11 protein-coding genes and 12 tRNA genes are annotated in these 17033 nt (G+C 39.6%); 13 read left to right on the forward strand and 10 right to left on the reverse strand.

Going from position 1 to position 17033, the window contains the following annotated elements; genetic code table 11:
• The first annotated feature begins 7 nt into the window (after positions 1 to 7).
• The 8 genes from A7967_RS18445 to msrB all read left to right on the forward strand — a co-directional run bounded on the left by A7967_RS18445 (position 8) and on the right by msrB (position 9212).
• A complete protein-coding gene (locus tag A7967_RS18445; protein ID WP_054206439.1) occupies positions 8 to 739 on the forward strand; it encodes a TrmH family RNA methyltransferase in 732 nt (243 codons plus the stop codon).
• Between the two features lie 80 nt (positions 740 to 819).
• Positions 820 to 4215 (forward strand): chromosome segregation SMC family protein, encoded by a 3396-nt coding sequence (locus A7967_RS18450; protein WP_054206438.1) that lies wholly within the window; start codon positions 820 to 822, stop codon positions 4213 to 4215.
• A gap of 39 nt (positions 4216 to 4254) precedes the next feature.
• Positions 4255 to 5010 (forward strand): cell division protein ZipA, encoded by a 756-nt coding sequence (gene zipA / locus A7967_RS18455; protein ID WP_054206437.1) that lies wholly within the window; start codon positions 4255 to 4257, stop codon positions 5008 to 5010.
• A 91-nt stretch (positions 5011 to 5101) separates the two neighbouring features.
• Positions 5102 to 7123 (forward strand): NAD-dependent DNA ligase LigA, encoded by a 2022-nt coding sequence (gene ligA, locus A7967_RS18460; RefSeq protein WP_054206436.1) that lies wholly within the window; start codon positions 5102 to 5104, stop codon positions 7121 to 7123.
• A 96-nt stretch (positions 7124 to 7219) separates the two neighbouring features.
• Entirely contained in the window at positions 7220 to 7717 is a 498-nt protein-coding gene (locus A7967_RS18465; protein WP_054206486.1) for a DUF2919 domain-containing protein, read from the forward strand.
• Between the two features lie 28 nt (positions 7718 to 7745).
• On the forward strand, positions 7746 to 8186 hold the full coding sequence (locus tag A7967_RS18470; protein WP_054206435.1) for a hypothetical protein: 441 nt from the start codon (positions 7746 to 7748) through the stop codon (positions 8184 to 8186).
• Between the two features lie 66 nt (positions 8187 to 8252).
• The gene (locus tag A7967_RS18475; RefSeq protein ID WP_054206434.1) at positions 8253 to 8759 is read left to right on the forward strand and encodes a peptide-methionine (S)-S-oxide reductase; all 507 of its coding nucleotides are present in this window, start codon (positions 8253 to 8255) and stop codon (positions 8757 to 8759) included.
• Between the two features lie 12 nt (positions 8760 to 8771).
• Positions 8772 to 9212 carry a peptide-methionine (R)-S-oxide reductase MsrB gene (msrB, locus tag A7967_RS18480; protein WP_054206433.1) on the forward strand — a complete coding sequence of 147 codons (441 nt, stop codon included), beginning with the start codon at positions 8772 to 8774 and terminating at the stop codon, positions 9210 to 9212.
• A 92-nt stretch (positions 9213 to 9304) separates the two neighbouring features.
• Here the strand turns inward: msrB and A7967_RS18485 are convergent, their stop codons facing one another.
• The 10 genes from A7967_RS18485 to A7967_RS18530 all read right to left on the reverse strand — a co-directional run bounded on the left by A7967_RS18485 (position 9305) and on the right by A7967_RS18530 (position 15453).
• A complete protein-coding gene (locus A7967_RS18485) occupies positions 9305 to 11260 on the reverse strand; it encodes an ATP-binding protein (RefSeq protein ID WP_054206432.1) in 1956 nt (651 codons plus the stop codon).
• A 3-nt stretch (positions 11261 to 11263) separates the two neighbouring features.
• Positions 11264 to 12631 (reverse strand): extracellular solute-binding protein, encoded by a 1368-nt coding sequence (locus A7967_RS18490; protein ID WP_054206431.1) that lies wholly within the window; start codon positions 12629 to 12631, stop codon positions 11264 to 11266.
• A gap of 67 nt (positions 12632 to 12698) precedes the next feature.
• Positions 12699 to 14336, reverse strand: coding sequence for a response regulator (locus A7967_RS18495; RefSeq protein ID WP_054206430.1), 1638 nt, complete (start codon positions 14334 to 14336; stop codon positions 12699 to 12701).
• Positions 14337 to 14622: 286 nt separating this feature from the next.
• Positions 14623 to 14698, reverse strand: a tRNA-Val gene (locus tag A7967_RS18500).
• A 20-nt stretch (positions 14699 to 14718) separates the two neighbouring features.
• Positions 14719 to 14794 (reverse strand) — tRNA-Val (locus A7967_RS18505).
• Positions 14795 to 14837: 43 nt separating this feature from the next.
• A tRNA-Val gene (locus A7967_RS18510) sits at positions 14838 to 14913 on the reverse strand.
• 19 nt (positions 14914 to 14932) lie between these two features.
• Positions 14933 to 15008: transfer RNA gene (locus tag A7967_RS18515), tRNA-Val, on the reverse strand.
• A 35-nt stretch (positions 15009 to 15043) separates the two neighbouring features.
• Positions 15044 to 15119 (reverse strand) — tRNA-Val (locus tag A7967_RS18520).
• Positions 15120 to 15169: 50 nt separating this feature from the next.
• A tRNA-Val gene (locus A7967_RS18525) sits at positions 15170 to 15245 on the reverse strand.
• Between the two features lie 132 nt (positions 15246 to 15377).
• A tRNA-Val gene (locus A7967_RS18530) sits at positions 15378 to 15453 on the reverse strand.
• Positions 15454 to 16290: 837 nt separating this feature from the next.
• Between A7967_RS18530 and A7967_RS18535 the strand changes: the two genes are divergently transcribed.
• The 5 genes from A7967_RS18535 (at position 16291) to A7967_RS18555 (ending at position 17033) form a co-directional block, all read left to right on the forward strand.
• Positions 16291 to 16366 (forward strand) — tRNA-Ala (locus A7967_RS18535).
• 39 nt (positions 16367 to 16405) lie between these two features.
• Positions 16406 to 16481: transfer RNA gene (locus A7967_RS18540), tRNA-Glu, on the forward strand.
• A gap of 144 nt (positions 16482 to 16625) precedes the next feature.
• A tRNA-Glu gene (locus tag A7967_RS18545) sits at positions 16626 to 16701 on the forward strand.
• A 92-nt stretch (positions 16702 to 16793) separates the two neighbouring features.
• A tRNA-Glu gene (locus A7967_RS18550) sits at positions 16794 to 16869 on the forward strand.
• A gap of 92 nt (positions 16870 to 16961) precedes the next feature.
• Positions 16962 to 17033 (forward strand) — tRNA-Glu (locus tag A7967_RS18555).

A 17033-nucleotide genomic window follows, 5' to 3' on the forward strand; every position in this document is an offset into this window, starting at 1 on the left:
GGCAGCTATGATTTCAAAAAACCAACTCAAGTTAATTCGTGCATTAGGTCAAAAAAAATACCGAAAGCAACATAATCAATACCTTGTACAGGGTGAAAAAAACGTACTTGAGTTATTGGCAAGTGGTTTAACAATGGTAGAGCTGTTTGCTACCCCCGCTTTTATTGAGCAGTATCAACAGCAAATTGGCTACGTAAAAGTAACGCCAGCCGATGAAGAAAGCCTCACTAAAGCCAGTACGCTAGTTTCAAATAATGCCGCAATTGCGATTGTTGAAATGCCACAGGTAAATGCCCCCAAAGCTGAGGGATTAATTTTAGCGTTGGACGGTGTGTCAGACCCCGGTAATTTAGGCACAATTATCCGCGTTGCTGACTGGTACGGTATTAAACATATAGTAACCAGTCTTGATAGCGCCGATCCTTACAATCCAAAAACCATTAGCGCGACAATGGGTTCATTTGTACGTGTTGCTGTCAGCCAAGTTGATTTAGCTGATTATTTAGTTGCGCTTAACCTACCTATTTATGGTGCTTTTTTAGAAGGTGAAAATTTGCACCATACTAAATTAGCCCAATCAGGCGTGTTATTGATGGGCAGTGAATCTCATGGTATTCGCACTCAATGTGCAGCGTTGGTCACTAATAAAATAACTATTCCGGCATTTGGCGAGGCTGAATCGTTAAATGTAGCCATGGCAACGGGTATTATTTTAGATAACTTTAAACGCCAAGCGTAACCTTTGTACTTACTTTTGCCGCCCATAACGGTTAAATTAAATACTGAAGCTATAACAATAAGAGTCGGTAAACCAACTAGATGCGTTTGAGCACCATAAAATTAGCGGGCTTTAAATCCTTTGTAGAGCCGACTAAAATTCCATTTCCTGATCAAATGACCTGTGTCGTTGGCCCGAACGGTTGCGGTAAATCCAATGTGATTGATGCCGTGCGTTGGGTGCTTGGCGAAAGCTCGGCCAAAAATCTGCGTGGCGATGCCATGACGGATGTTATTTTTAATGGCTCAACTAATCGTAAACCTATTTCGCAAGCATCAGTTGAACTGATTTTTGATAACACTCAAGGCCATTTACCTAATACCTTTGCTGATCGTAACCAAGTGGCAATTAAACGCTTAGTAACACGCGACGGGCAATCGTTGTATTTTCTCAATGGCAGTAAATGCCGTAAACGTGATATCACTGATATATTTTTAGGCACAGGCCTTGGCCCGCGCAGTTACGCAATTATAGAGCAGGGCATGATCTCACGTTTAATCGAGAGTAAACCGGCTGATTTGCGCGTGTTTTTAGAAGAAGCTGCCGGCGTGTCTAAATACAAAGAGCGTCGGCGTGAAACGCAAACTCGTATTAAAAGTACCCGCGAAAACTTAGAACGTTTACTTGATGTACGAAAAGAGCTGCAAGCACAGGTTGATAAGCTGGCAGTGCAATCAGTTGAGGCCAAAAAATATCGCGAGTTAAAAACGCAAGAACGCACATTAAAAGGTCAACTTGCTGTTTTGAAATGGCAAAAATTGCATCAGCAACAAGTGACTAAAGCCGATAAAATGGCTAAATTGAATGAGCAAATTAGTTTTTTTAAAACGGCTCACTCAGGTCATGATGATGTATTGGCAACCCTTGAAAGCCAAGTCCAACTGCGTATTGAGCGCCTCAACGAAGCCCAACAAAAGCAGCATCAAATTCATACAACACTTACACGTGTTGAGCAGCAACAAATAGGGTTAAAACAGCAACAGCAGGTTTTAAGCCAAAACCTGATCAAACAACAACAAATACAACTGCAAAGCCAGGAATCACAGCGATATCAAAGCAGTCATGCGCAAGAGCTGGAAAACGTACTGCAAAGCGCGATTGAACACACGTTACTATGCACCGAGCAGGTGAACGAAGTGGCGTCGCAAGTTGCGCTGTTAGATAAGAATAAAGCGCAAAGTAGCAGTGCGTGGCAAAGTATTTATGAGCAATTTCAATCGATAAACACCGATCACAATAATCAGCAAAATGTACTCACTCAACATATTCAAAGCCAGCAATATATAAAAAAGCAGCAAGATACCCTTAAAATCGAGTTGGTCGAGTTGAGCACCAACCCAGTTGAGCAACAAGTGGCGCAGCAACAGCAACTAATGCAGTCCCTTACGCAAGAGCTTGCCTCAAAACAAACGACGTTAAATAAAGTACACGTTAGTTTGCAGCAGGCTAAAGCCAGTTTAGCCGACAGCCAACAAAGACATGACGACATTACTCAGCAATTAAATGAGAATAAAGCCAAAGTAGTTGGCTTAAACTCAATGCTAGTTGGTGACGATGCGCAAAGTAAGCATAATATGCTTGCTCAGCTGTGTGTCAAAACAGGTTATGAGCATTTGATTGAGCATGCTTTGCAGGGGCTTGAACATTTAAATGTGACGAAGGATGCTCAAAGCAATGCCGTTTGGCCTATTTCGTTAGTCGCGCGCAAAGGCTCATTAGCTGCATTAATCGAAAGTGGTGTTTACCCTGAATTATTACACCGTATTGCTTATAAAAATAGTTTTACAGTAGATGATTTAATCGATGATTTTTGGTTAGCTGTTATAGATGCGCAAGGTAATATGTATGGCCGTAACTGGCACCAAAATACGAATAAGAATACTGATAATTCATTACTGATTAAACATAAGCAACTTGCTGACGCTCAGTTATTAGAATCAAAATTAACGGCTGATTTAATTAGTCACAGCGATGTATTAAACACGCAGCAACAAACATGCGATCAACTTTGCGCTCAAATGGAAGAGCTTAAAGGCGCAGTGCATCAGTTGGCACAGCAAATAGCCGCGGCGAGTACGCGTAGAGATATGCTAAAAGAACAACAATTGCATTTTAAAAATCAACAGCATAAGTTACAAGGAAAGTTGCAATTATTGGATGATGAATTTAGTTTTGTGGCAGGTAAAGTTACGTTACAAGAACAGCTTATAATTGATTTAACGAAGCAAAAGGCACTAATAAGTACAAGGCTTGAACAGGCAAAAATAGTTCAGCAGCAAAGTGATGAGCAATTTAAACACATTAACGCTGAACTTGAACGCTACAAAACTATTTCAAATCAAGCGACTTTGGCTGAGCAAAAAGCGCGCGGTGATTGTCAGCTCAGTGTTGCTAAATTACAGCATGCCATTACAGCCTGTGACACTGCGAGTGAAGCTGTAACTGAATTAACAATACAATTAGAAGATTTGGTCATGCCATTAGAAGAGGCTGCAGAACAAATAGTATTGTTATTAAAGCAAAATCAGCAAGGTGAAATTGAACTTAAAAACTTGCAAATAGCATTAGGTGAGGCTAAAACAGCTTTAGCAGATAAACAAGTGATGCTCAAAGGTTCGCAAGAAGAACTTGTTATTTTACAAGATCAGTTGCAACAACATGCTCTGGAAGAGCAAAGCTTGTTAGTTAAAGCACAGCTGGCGTTAGAGCCGCTAGATGAGTTGCAGCAAAACCTGAAAGATATTTTGGCGCAATTACCAGAGCAGGCCAATGCAACAACGTATCAGGGACATTTAAATAAAGTTACACAAAGTTTAAGTGAATTAGGAGCCGTAAATTTAGCCGCGATTGATGAATTTGAACAAGCTCAGCAACGCAGTCAGTATTTAGAGCAGCAACTGGAAGATTTAACTAAAGCGTTATCAACCCTAGAGGGTGCCATTGCAAAAATCGACCGAGAAACAAAAAATCGCTTTAAAACGACATTTGATCAGGTAAACCATGATTTTGGTGAGTTATTCCCTAAAGTATTTGGTGGAGGCAGTGCATATCTTGAATTAACCAGTGATGACTTACTAGAAAGTGGTGTTAGTATAATGGCACGACCACCAGGTAAGAAAAATTCAACAATTCACCTTTTAAGTGGTGGAGAAAAAGCGCTGACCGCATTATCATTAGTGTTTTCAATATTCAGGCTCAATCCAGCTCCTTTCTGTATGCTGGATGAAGTAGATGCACCACTTGATGATGCGAATGTTGGCAGGTTTTGCCGATTAGTGGAGGAAATGTCACAATCGGTGCAATTTATTTATATCAGTCATAACAAGATTGCCATGGAAATGGCGGGAAGGTTAACGGGTGTTACAATGGCAGAGCCAGGCGTATCGCGTATGGTTGCTGTTGATATCGAACAAGCAGTGCAAATGGCACATGCATAATTATTAATAGTTAAGTAGATAAATAATAAAGGTGAGGGGATGGCCGAAGAATTAAGATGGGTTTTAATCATTATCAGTGTAGTTGTCATTGGTGGATTATTAATACATGGCCTGTGGTCAGTTCGTAAAAAAGATGCACCTATTGCAACAAATGAGCGGGTTGAACCTACTGAGCAGCCCCCAGTGCAACGCCAACCAATATCAGAACCAATAGCAACACATACCTCGCAGCGTGATGAGCCGCAGTTTGGTGATCTTAGTTTTAGTGCATCAGATGAGCAGCCTAAACTAGATGAGGTAGTTGAAGATACGGTTACTGAGCAAACAAAAGCGCAGGAAGACACTAATAGCGAAGAATGTAAAAAAACAGATGAAGCGCCAGCAGCAGAAGACTTTATTATTGTGCATATCCAAATGCCTGAAGGCTTAACAATGGAAGGTAGTAAATTACTACCCGCTGTAAATACGCTTGGTTTTAAATATTCTGAAGAAGGCTTTTTTAATCGCCACTTAGACCCTGCTGGCCATGGTCCAGTGCTGTTTAGGTTAGTGAATATGTACAATCCTGGAACGTTCGATGTTGATAACATGGAACAATTTAGTACTGCAGGGATTAGTTTATTTATGACCTTACCCTGTGATGGCGATGGGCTTGCCGCATTTAATATGCTCCATAGTGCAGCGAAGAAACTGGCGGATGAATTTGGCGCCGCTATATTAGACTCACAGCGCGAAGAGATGACGGTTGATAGCGTACGTGATTACGTTGAAAAAGTGAGACGTTTTTCAGTTTAATTACCTGCTATGTAAAATTAATTAGTTAAGATTTTTATAAGCCACTTGGCGATGATTCGTTTAAGTGGCTTTTTATATTTTTGAGGTCAGTATGTCCACTTTAGTGCTTGCGCAAATAACGCAGCTACGTCAGCAATTAGAAGATCATAATCACAACTATTATGTACTCGATAACCCTAGTATCCCTGATGCGGAATATGACCGTTTATTACAACAGCTAAGTGCTTTAGAGAGCGAAAACCCGCAGTATGCAAGCGCGGATTCACCAACACAAAAGGTAGGCGGGGCTGCGCTTGCTAAATTTGAGCAAGTAGCTCACCAAGTGCCGATGCTGTCGTTAGATAATGCTTTTAGCGAAGATGAATTTACCGCATTTAACCGCCGTGTTAAAGAACGTTTAATGGACACCAACGAACTGACCTTTTGCTGCGAACCAAAGCTTGATGGCTTAGCTGTGTCTATTTTATATCGTAATGGTGTATTAGTGCAGGCTGCTACTCGCGGTGACGGGCATACTGGCGAAAATATCACAGAGAATGTAAAAACAATTCGTAATGTGCCATTAAAATTACGTGGTGATGATTACCCCGGCGAAATTGAAATTCGCGGTGAAGTTTTTATGGATAGCGCAGGATTTGACAAGCTTAATGTTGAAGCCGAAAAGCGTGGCGAAAAAGTATTTGTAAACCCGCGTAATGCCGCTGCCGGCAGCTTACGCCAGCTCGATTCTAAAATAACAGCTAAGCGCCCATTGATGTTTTATGCATACAGCACAGGCATGGTTGCGGACGGCGAGCTTCCTAGCGATCATTATCAACAGCTTGCTAAATTAACAGATTGGGGCTTGCCGCTGTGTCCAGAAACTAAGTTAGTTGAAGGCCAGCAAGCCGCGCTTGAATATTATCACGATATTTTACAGCGGCGCAGCAACTTAAAATATGAAATAGATGGCGTTGTAATAAAAATAAATAATAAAGCCATGCAAGAACGTTTAGGCTTTGTTGCACGAGCACCGCGATGGGCAATTGCTTATAAGTTTCCTGCTCAAGAAGAAATAACCCAATTACTCGATGTTGAATTTCAAGTAGGGCGTACTGGTGCAATTACACCTGTTGCACGTTTAGAGCCTGTATTTGTTGGTGGCGTAACAGTATCAAATGCAACACTGCATAATCGCGATGAAATAGAGCGCTTAGGCGTAAAAGTAGGCGATACAGTCATTATTCGCCGTGCAGGTGATGTCATCCCACAAATTACTCAAGTGGTGCTAGAACGCCGTCCAGCTGATGCAAAGGATATTGAGTTTCCAGCGACTTGCCCAATCTGTGACTCACATGTAGAGCGTATTGAAGGCGAGGCTGTAGCGCGTTGTACAGGAGGCTTAGTATGCCAAGCACAACGTAAAGAAGCGATTAAACATTTTGCCTCTCGCAAAGCATTTGATATTGATGGGCTTGGCGATAAAATTGTAGAACAGCTGGTGGACAGAGAGCTTATTAAAACGCCTGCAGATTTGTTTATTTTAAAACAAGGGCATTTTGAGTCATTAGAGCGCATGGGACCTAAGTCAGCTAAAAACCTTGTTGCAGCGCTTGATGATGCAAAGCAAACAACGCTTGCTAAGTTTTTATATTCGCTCGGTATTCGCGAAGTTGGCGAAGCAACGGCGCAAAATTTAGCGAACCATTTTTTAACACTTGAAATGGTGACAACAGCAACGGCAGAAGCCTTAGTTGAGGTAAGTGATGTTGGTGAGATCGTTGCAAAACATGTGCGAGGTTTTTTTGCAGAGCAGCACAATTTAGACGTAGTAGAAGCATTAATTGCACAAGGAATACATTGGCCTGAACTAATACCACCGAGTGAAAAATCGCAGCCATTGGCAGGTTTAACCTATGTACTAACAGGTACTTTAAGTGTACTTAATCGTAATGATGCAAAAGCACGACTACAGCAATTAGGCGCGAAAGTGTCAGGTAGTGTATCAGCTAAAACAGATGCGTTGATCGCGGGCGAAAAAGCAGGTTCTAAGCTCACTAAAGCGCAAGATTTAGGCATTGAGATACTAACCGAAGATGATTTAATTGCACTTTTGGCGCAGCATAATGGGTAACTTAACTGCCAATGCAGTTAAAGCTCAACAGCAGTCCATTATTGATCACTATAAGTGCCGCTGTACTTATAGTGAGTTTAATAAAGATAGGAATTGCTGATGCGTTACGGACCGGAGTATTGGGATAAATACGGCACATACCGTACGCCAATCGCATTTCATTTGAGTTTACTTGTATTATTACGTGCTTATTTTATTTGGATTATTGCAGCGCTTAGCCGTCGTCCTGAGCTGGATATAATGTCGTTGGTTTTTAGATCAAAAAATGATTTTTTTAGTGCTTTGGCCATCGGCGCAATTGCAATTATTCCAGCGGTTATATTTTGTTTACGCAGGCCACAAAAAAGCACTACTGGTGCTGCGAAATTAGCACGAATTTGGCGCTTCATGCGCTGGCCATTACTTGTTTGCGCAGCCGCTGATTTAGCTTGGTTAGTCATTCAAGCAGCACATAGTTATTATCAATTTTCGATGTTTTTAGCGCTACAAATGGTAACTGTGTTATGGGTGCTTCTGTATTTAGCCAAAAGCCGTTATTTAACGGTATTTTTTAATGACTGGCCCGATCCTGAAACGGATGACAAGAAGCACTAACATCAATCTTGGTTAGTAAGGACTATCAATGCAAAAAATTAATCAACGACTGGCGCTGATCGTCGCTTGTTTTGGCATCGTACTATTATTATTGAGCTTATTTACTGGGCTATTTCAGCAGCCTTGGTTTGTATTTTTAATAGCTTTATGGGTGTTCGTATTTAGCTCGTGCTGCTATCGGTTAACGTCATTTTTTAAAACACGTAATAGCCTTGATAAATTCATCCAACGCGATCAAGAAAACTTATTATTATTTACACTGACAGGCTTTTTTGATCGCACACACGGACCGCAATGGCTGGTTATAAATACGATTGAAAAAATACAATGCCATGATGATTTATTGTCTGTTTACTCTAGTAAAGAGCGACAATTATCTGTCAGCTTGCCGGCAACGAAAGCTGAGATTTTAGCGTATTTAGATTCACTTTTTACTGCCCGTGAAAAGCAATCTATTTTGATACAATGAAATATAACCTTTAAAACAGCGGTATACTTAAACGCATCAAGTTAGTCGTTGCTTTTTGGAGGTATCATGAAACAACAGATCGGTTTAGGTGGAAGCTGCCATTGGTGCACCGAAGCTATTTTCAGTTCATTAAAAGGTGTTGAGAGTGTTGAGCAAGGTTGGTTTAAAAGCTCAGAGAACAGCAGCCAATTTAGTGAAGCGATTCGATTGCGCTTTGATCCTCATAAAATAAGCTTAACTGATTTAATTGCAATCCATATCGATACCCACAGTGCAACGAGTGAACATAGCATGCGTGAGAAATATCGTTCTGCAATTTATGCTTATACGAGCGCGCAATGTGAAGCTGCACAGCACGCGTTAGATTTAAAGCAAGCAGATTATAACAAGCCATTAATTACACACATTTTACTGGCAGGGGAGTTTAAACATTCACCGAGCCAGTATCAAAATTACTATTTTTCAAATCCTAACAAACCATTTTGTGAGATACGGATAAATCCAAAACTCGCAATGTTATTAACGCACTACCATGATAATGTGGATAGCAGTAAATTAACCCATCTTGTATAAATGAGGTCAATTATGTTGAACTGGAATGATATCTTAAATTTTGCCAGTAAAGGTAACCCAGAGCCAAGCCGTAAAGTAGAGAAAACCATGCAACAATGGCAAGAGATGCTATCAGAAGAGGCATTTTATGTGACGCGTAATAAAGGCACTGAGCGCCCACATAGCTCAGATAGTTGCACGTTGTTTGAACCTGGAAAGTATGCCTGTATATGCTGTGATAACTTATTATTTGATGGCGACGAGAAATTTGATAGTGGCACCGGTTGGCCATCGTTCACGCAACCAGCAGAGATAAATTCCATCGCTTACAATGGTGACAAAACCCACGGTATGCAAAGAGTTGAAACGGTTTGTAATGTATGCGATGCGCACTTAGGTCACGTATTCCCTGATGGGCCAATGCCCAGTGGACTGCGTTATTGTATCAATGCGGTATCCCTGAAAAAGCTGTAAGCAGCTTTATGTAAAAAAACGAACGCGATAACCACTTTATAAAAGCTGACTTAAAGTGGTTACATAGGCATTAAGTATGGTTTATAGATACGCTAAATTGGGTCAATAAATTGTGCAATAGCAAAAATTAAATGCTCTCTGCAAATAGGCTTTGTTATGCAGTAATCAGTTAATTGTGTGAATTTCATTTTTTCATTTTGCAGGGCTGAGGCTGTTACCGCAATGATTGGAATATGTTTATATTTAGCGTCATTGCGTAGAAACTGAGTTGTTTCAAGGCCTCCCATAATTGGCATCTTCATATCCATTATGATTAAGTCTGGGATTTTTTGACTGACACTTTTTATTGCTGTTTGACCATTTTCAGCCGTTTCAATGTCAAAAGACCAACGAGATAAAAATGAAATTAAAAAATCTCGGTTATAAGCAATGTCATCAACAATTAATATTCGAGCAGGATTAAATTGGTAACTATTAATAGGGGGATAATAGGCTTTTTTAGTCCTTCTGATTGAATGAGTTAATTTAATGTCGGGGATACGAACAATAAATTCACTGCCTTGACCTTCACAACTATTTACTTGTAATGTGCCACCCATTAACTTAATGAATTTTAGTGAGATAGCCAAACCTAATCCAGTACCGCCAAACTCAGAACTTTTTTGTCCTTCCACTTGCTCAAACGCATTAAAAATACATTTTTGTTGATCATCTGGGATCCCTTTGCCGGAGTCTTGGACACTGATCACTAAATTGATATGTTGATTTGTTGAGCCTTGCTCACAATCAAACAATGCACACACGTGACCTTGCTCAGTAAACTTTATGGCATTACTAATTAGGTTGATCATTACTTGTCGTAATTTATTACCATCAAGGTGTAGGGCGGTGTGAATGAGCTCAGAGCATCGAATTGTCAGTGCTAGATCTTTTTGCGCACATTGCTGCATAAACATCATCGATAATTCATTACACATTAAATTTAAATCAGCGTCTTCGAGCTCAAGCTGCATTTTTCCCGCATCAATTTTCGATAGGTCTAAAATACCATTCAAAATACCTAATAAAGAGTTACCTGAAACGGAAATAGCCTCCAGATATCGAAGCTTTGTTTTGTCATACTCGCTGTCTTGCAGCAATTGACTAAAACCAAGCACTGCATTAAGCGGTGTTCTTAGTTCATGGGACATATTAGCTAAGAAAACACTTTTAGCTTGATTTGAATGTTCAGCCTGATCTTTGGCCGCTAAATATTCTTGTGTGCGTGTTGCGACCATTTCTTCTAAAATAGACTGTTGCTGATGCATGTTGTTTATTTGTTGTCGCACTGCTGCTCGCATCATTTTAAAACCACTTGCAAGTGTACCAATTTCATCTTGACTAGCAATATTAATGGGGCAATCAAGATCGCCTGTGGTGATCGAGTGTGAAAATTCAACGAGTTGCTCAATAGGTTGCAGGATTATTTTACGAATAACGATATAAGCAATCACGAGTGCAGCTAATAAATATAATGCAAATAATGAGACGGCATTGGTGATAATAGAGGCAATTTTTTCAGCGAGTCCATCATCAGAAAAACTAACAACAACAAAGCCTAGATTGTCATTTTGATGTCCTTTAACGGGAATAACAACGTGATAAATATTATCATCATTGATAATAATACTTTGTTGTTGATCGAGGGCTTGTAACAATGTTTGATTAATAACATCGCTTAATACTTGTTCAATATCGTGATGCGCCACTATATGTGCTTCGTTATCTATAAAAAAAACATTAGTGAGGTCATTAAAGCTATTTTGCTCTAGTAGCTGGTCAATCGCGATGGTTTGAATTTGCATCACCCAGTTACCAACATTACCATCTTTGCTTAATTTTTTTATTTCACCTAGCATCGGTGAGACGATCGCGGATGCTTTCTCACTCATATTTAATAAAGTTTGATTTTTTAGTTCAATAACATGCAAAGCTGTACTAACACCTAATACTAAGCTGATAGTAAAGCCGATAATTAATAGTATTTTATGAGCAATGCTTATATACATAGGCTACTTCTGCTTTAAATTATTAGTCTCAAGTACAACGGTAATTTTATCGTTGCTATTATTTAACGTTTGGTGAATATCTGCACCATAAAAAATTTGGCTATAGGCATGAGATATAATTTCACCAATGGCTGGGAATTGCGCGATCCCAGATTGAATGTGAGCAGGTGTTGCGTGTTCAAAAACCCACAGCATTGTCGCGTTAAATCCGGGCTTATTTACCAGCGTAAAAAGCTGTTCTTGCCATATTTGTTGCCGTGGTGGTGAGCCTCCGGTACTTAATAAACTCGCTGTTTGGGCACTTGTTGCCCATTGAATAAAAAGCCAAGCCGCAGATTTTTTAGATGATTTTGAATTAATAGCAAATGCCCACGCCCAAGGAGAGGTCTCACGTGCTTGTGGACCCTTAGGTAAGGGGGCTGCCTCCCATTTATCCCATATGTCTGACTCTTTAGGTGTATCTATTTCATTATAAAAATGAGATGCGATAAAAGCTGATGCCAATTTACCTTCTTTAAATAGCTTTCTAATATCATAAAAATGTAATGTACGGCTATTTGATGGATTACCATAGCCAACAACTAGATCTCGATAGGCTTTAATACCTTTTTGAGCCTCACGCGAGTTACTAAGCGCTTCTCCTTCTTGTGTTAATATTTGCGCGCCATATGCGCGCATCACAGGTAAAACAGTCCAAGTATTTAATCCAGCGCCTGGTAATGTACGAGATGCGAATGCACTCATTCCTGCTAACTCAGGGTTTAAATCAATTGCTTTTTGAAGTGCAATTTTGGTTTGTATAAGTTCTTCATAAGTATTGGGCACTTGTAATTCAAACTTATCGAAGAGGTCTTTACGGTAAAAAAATATTGGTGCCGAAAAGTCAAAGGGCAGTGATAATAATGTACCGTTTATCTGACACAACGCTAAGCTGTTAGGGCTAATGTCATCAATTTTATACCAATGTTTATCGGTTAAGGCGGGATTATTTAAGTAAGGGGCAATGGGGTCGATATAATTTTTTTCATATGCTTGACCTAAAAATGTAACACCCATGGGTAATACATCATATAAGCCTAATCCTTTCTCTAAGTCTTTACTTCGTCTGCGGCGCATTTTTGACTGTTCTAATGCATGAAAGCCAACATTAATACCTGTTAATTCTTTAAAAACAGGCAAGTACGGTTTTAAAGCCATGAATGCAGGCTGTTGATCTGCCAAAACATTAATATGCGTACCCTCAAAGGCACGCCAATCAATATCAGCTTCTTGCCAGTTTGAGAGCTTAGTTTTAGCTGCTAAAGCACACGTAAAGCTCAATGATAGGCTAGCCATTAACAAATATATTAAGTGAGAGGCAATATGTTGCAATTGGACTTCCTTATTGATGGTTTATACGAGTATAGAATGCGCTAGCGCGTAAATAGGGAAATTATTTTTATTTAGTTAAAATTAACCCCATGGCATTCGCTTGCTGTGATATTTTTTCAAACCGCTGTTGCTGCTCATCATCTAATTGTGTAGAAGACAGAAGTGCAAAGCATTTTTTAGCGATTGTTAGATTCATTGTTTGGCTACTTTCTTTGCTGTTATCAAACTGACACTGTAATAAATTTAAAGCAATGCTAGCATTGCGAGGCATGATCCTAAATGCCTGTGTGAAAGCTTCCAGGGCCGTATTGAGTTGTCCACGGTTAAATTGTGTAACAGCATGATTATTTAGTTCTTTAGGCCCCATTTTAATATCTCGGCGTTCTCTTTGCTGCTGTTGGATATATTGCAGATAAATAGGATCACTGATGTTTGGGTGACGTTCGCAATGTGTAATAATTTGGGAGAATAATGATTGTGCCTTGTGATGAAACCCGAGTTCATGAAATGCTTTCGCTTTGTCGAGTGCACCGTCGACGGAGCGAATTTGAGTGTCATCGACATCAAGCTGTTCTATAAGTTTTTTAGCTTTTTGGTGCTCATCTTTAAGGTAATGTAAACGAGCATTTAATACATCAATTTGTGCTTGGTTATGGCTATTTGGAAATTGACTTTTTAAGTCGTTTAAATATTTATTTGTTTGTCTCGAAATACGTTGAACCTGATCGCTTTGATCTGTAGTCAGGGCGAAATCAATACCAGCTCGCGCTGCATTTAAATATATATCGGGATGATCGTGTATGGAGTGCTTTGCAAAGTTTGCAATATCTTTTTGTGTTGCGTAGTTTTTTTCATAATCGTGATTTAACTGTGTGACATGACTTAATGATTTTTGACGATCGATATTTCGCGGTGCAATCTCTACTGCTTTACTTAAAAAATCTTGTGCTTGTTCAAATTTATTTAGTTTTATTTCTAAGCGGCCAAGTAAATCTAATGCCACTAGCCTAGTTTCATGTCGTTCTAGCATTGTTTTAAGCATACGTTGAGCCAAAATATGCTCATTGTTAGCAATAAGCGCTTCTACTAAACCTACTTTAGCCCATGTAAACTTTTGAATATTTAAAACCGATTTAAAGTAGCTTTTTGCTTCTTCATTTCTTTTTAATCGAATTAAAAGATCACCTTTTAACCTTAGTAAAATTGCGCTATTAGCGCTGCCTTTTTCATTTAAAGCAGCATTAATGAACTTGAGCGCCTTAGAATCGTTATTATCATCTATTAGGCTATAAATTTTTTGTAGTTTATGCTTTCTCAATAAAATCCGTTCTATTCGTGTTTTTAGTTCGTGAATAGTGAAAGGTTTCACAAGAAAGTCATCAGGCTGTAGTTCAAGCATACTATGAACTAAAGATCCTGTTGTTTCAGCTGAAATGAATATAAAACCAGTAGAGTGCTTAATTAATCTTTTTACACGCAGTTCTTCATATAGCTGGTAGCCATCTTGATTTTTACTTAAATTAAAAGAACATACTATAAGGTCAAATGATTCTGAGAGGCACTGTTCTTTAGCTGAGCTGGCATGCTCAGCAAAGCTAAGTTGCTCAAAGCCAAGTTTTTCGAGAGATTGCTTCATATAGCTTTGGGCAAGTGGTTGCTCTTCAACTATGAGTATTTTGGCTTTAGAAAAAATCTTTGTTGGCATTAAACTTGCGACCAATTAAACGTATCAGTGACTATAATAAACAGTCTAGTCGCTGACAAGGGAATTTAAAATTTAATCATTGTAAGTAGTGGGTTTATTTCGGATATATAAGAAAATACGAGCAATAAGTAATCGTTACGTATTATATAAACTGTTTAGTAGTTATTTTGTCTTAGATATCATAAAGATAAAACTCTTAACGTGTATGAATAAGTAATTAAAATTTTTAACCTATTTATATGTTTGTATGGAGTTGGTGATACTTTGAATTGAATTGAATTATATGTGGTGGGTGATACTGGACTTGAACCAGTGACCCTCGCCTTGTAAGGGCGATGCTCTCCCAACTGAGCTAATCACCCACATATAATTTTTGATTAAATGGTGGGTCGTACTGGACTTGAACCAGTGACCCTCGCCTTGTAAGGGCGATGCTCTCCCAACTGAGCTAACGACCCCAAATAATCAATTAACTAAACTTTACGATAACCATTTTATAAATGGTGGGTCGTACTGGACTTGAACCAGTGACCCTCGCCTTGTAAGGGCGATGCTCTCCCAACTGAGCTAACGACCCGTAAAGTTTTATATCTAAATGGTGGGTGATACTGGACTTGAACCAGTGACCCTCGCCTTGTAAGGGCGATGCTCTCCCAACTGAGCTAATCACCCATTTAGATATCTTGTAATATGCACCATTTAAAAAATGGTGGGTCGTACTGGACTTGAACCAGTGACCCTCGCCTTGTAAGGGCGATGCTCTCCCAACTGAGCTAACGACCCATATTACAATTTTAAAACGCGACTATTAATAAAATAATAGGTTTTATATGTGGTGGGTGATACTGGACTTGAACCAGTGACCCTCGCCTTGTAAGGGCGATGCTCTCCCAACTGAGCTAATCACCCACATATAAATTAAAACGCTACTATCAAAATAAATAGTACTGGACTTTAACCAGTGAACTTCGCCGTTATTTGTAAATAGCGGTGATGCTCTCTTTGTTCTAATTGAGCTAACAACTCGTATAGAATTAGATGTGGTGGGTGATACTGGACTTGAACCAGTGACCCTCGCCTTGTAAGGGCGATGCTCTCCCAACTGAGCTAATCACCCACATCTAATACAACACATTGCTGCGTTGTTGTGGGGCGCTATTATAGATAGAGTTCTAAATGTGTCAACACTTGAATGTGAAAAATGTTTTAGATGCGGGTTTTATAAGCAAACAATCGTTTTTGAGGCTAATTAATAAACATTTCTCTGCATTTGAAGCCGCGCTTACGTAAAGTTACTCGCATAACTCATTAGTGCATAAGCTAAATGATTAGTTTATTAACCAGGTAAACGCCAATAAATTACCTTTTACCTTTAATGAGCTGAAAGAAGATTAGCTAATTATTAAATGATGGGCAGGCAGGGAAGCTATTTTATTGTAATTATAAACAGCAGGTATGCGTGATCTAATAATTATTCAACACACCGTGGTGTAATTACACTTTTTTACGTTGCAGAACAGCCATTTTTAGAATGGTTATTTCATTGCGATACGAAAGTGAGGGGGCCTTGAAGTTTAGTGAGCTCTAATAACGTGTGCTTGGTTTATTTATTCAATATAAAAAATATCATCAGGGCCTTAATTGCAGGAGTGACTTTTTCATAATTTGATTTGCATATAGATGTATACCTTATAAATTAGATTCATTATGATTATTTAACGGCAATCCTTTCTATTTAGCGCTCGTTTATTTATGATTTAAACGCGTTTTAAGGGGAAATGTACTGTATATTTGAATCTGTTGTTTATTCAGTATCCAGTTTGTTGAAATTTAAATCATTTAAATAAAGTTACATAAAAAACTGTTGACTTTATTTGGGGTGCTGCATAGAATGCGCCCCGCACTAAGCAATACACCACACGGTTTACCGAGTAAGTGTTTAGCAGAATAAATTGGGGCTATAGCTCAGCTGGGAGAGCGCTTCGCTGGCAGTGAAGAGGTCTGCGGTTCGATCCCGCATAGCTCCACCAATTTATTTTAGTGTATGTCCTAGGGTAGCAGTTTTCTGTGTCCCCATCGTCTAGAGGCCTAGGACACCGCCCTTTCACGGCGGTAACAGGGGTTCGAATCCCCTTGGGGACGCCACTTAGCTTTTATTAGTTAAAGGCGGTTTTACCGAGAGAATAGCGAACAGATTAAGCTCGAGTCTTAATTTGTATATATCGCAATACCTTAAACAGCTCAGGATGTGAGTTTAACTAATCAACTGTCCTAGTGACACATTTATGTGTCCCCATCGTCTAGAGGCCTAGGACACCGCCCTTTCACGGCGGTAACAGGGGTTCGAATCCCCTTGGGGACGCCACTTACTTATTTTAATAGGGAAGTGCAGTGTTATTAATAAAGCTCGCCTGAAACGAGTTTAACCATTCAGTTGTCCTAGTGACACATTTATGTGTCCCCATCGTCTAGAGGCCTAGGACACCGCCCTTTCACGGCGGTAACAGGGGTTCGAATCCCCTTGGGGACGCCACTTACTTATTTTAATAGGGAAGTGCAGTGTTATTAATAAAGCTCGCCTGAAACGAGTTTAACCATTCAGTTGTCCTAGTGACACATTTATGTGTCCCCATCGTCTAGAGGCCTAGGACACCGCCCTTTCACGGCGGTAACAGGGGTTCGAATCCCCTTGGGGAC

The organism is Pseudoalteromonas neustonica (genome assembly GCF_001653135.1).
In the GTDB taxonomy this organism is placed as follows: Bacteria; Pseudomonadota; Gammaproteobacteria; order Enterobacterales; family Alteromonadaceae; genus Pseudoalteromonas; species Pseudoalteromonas neustonica.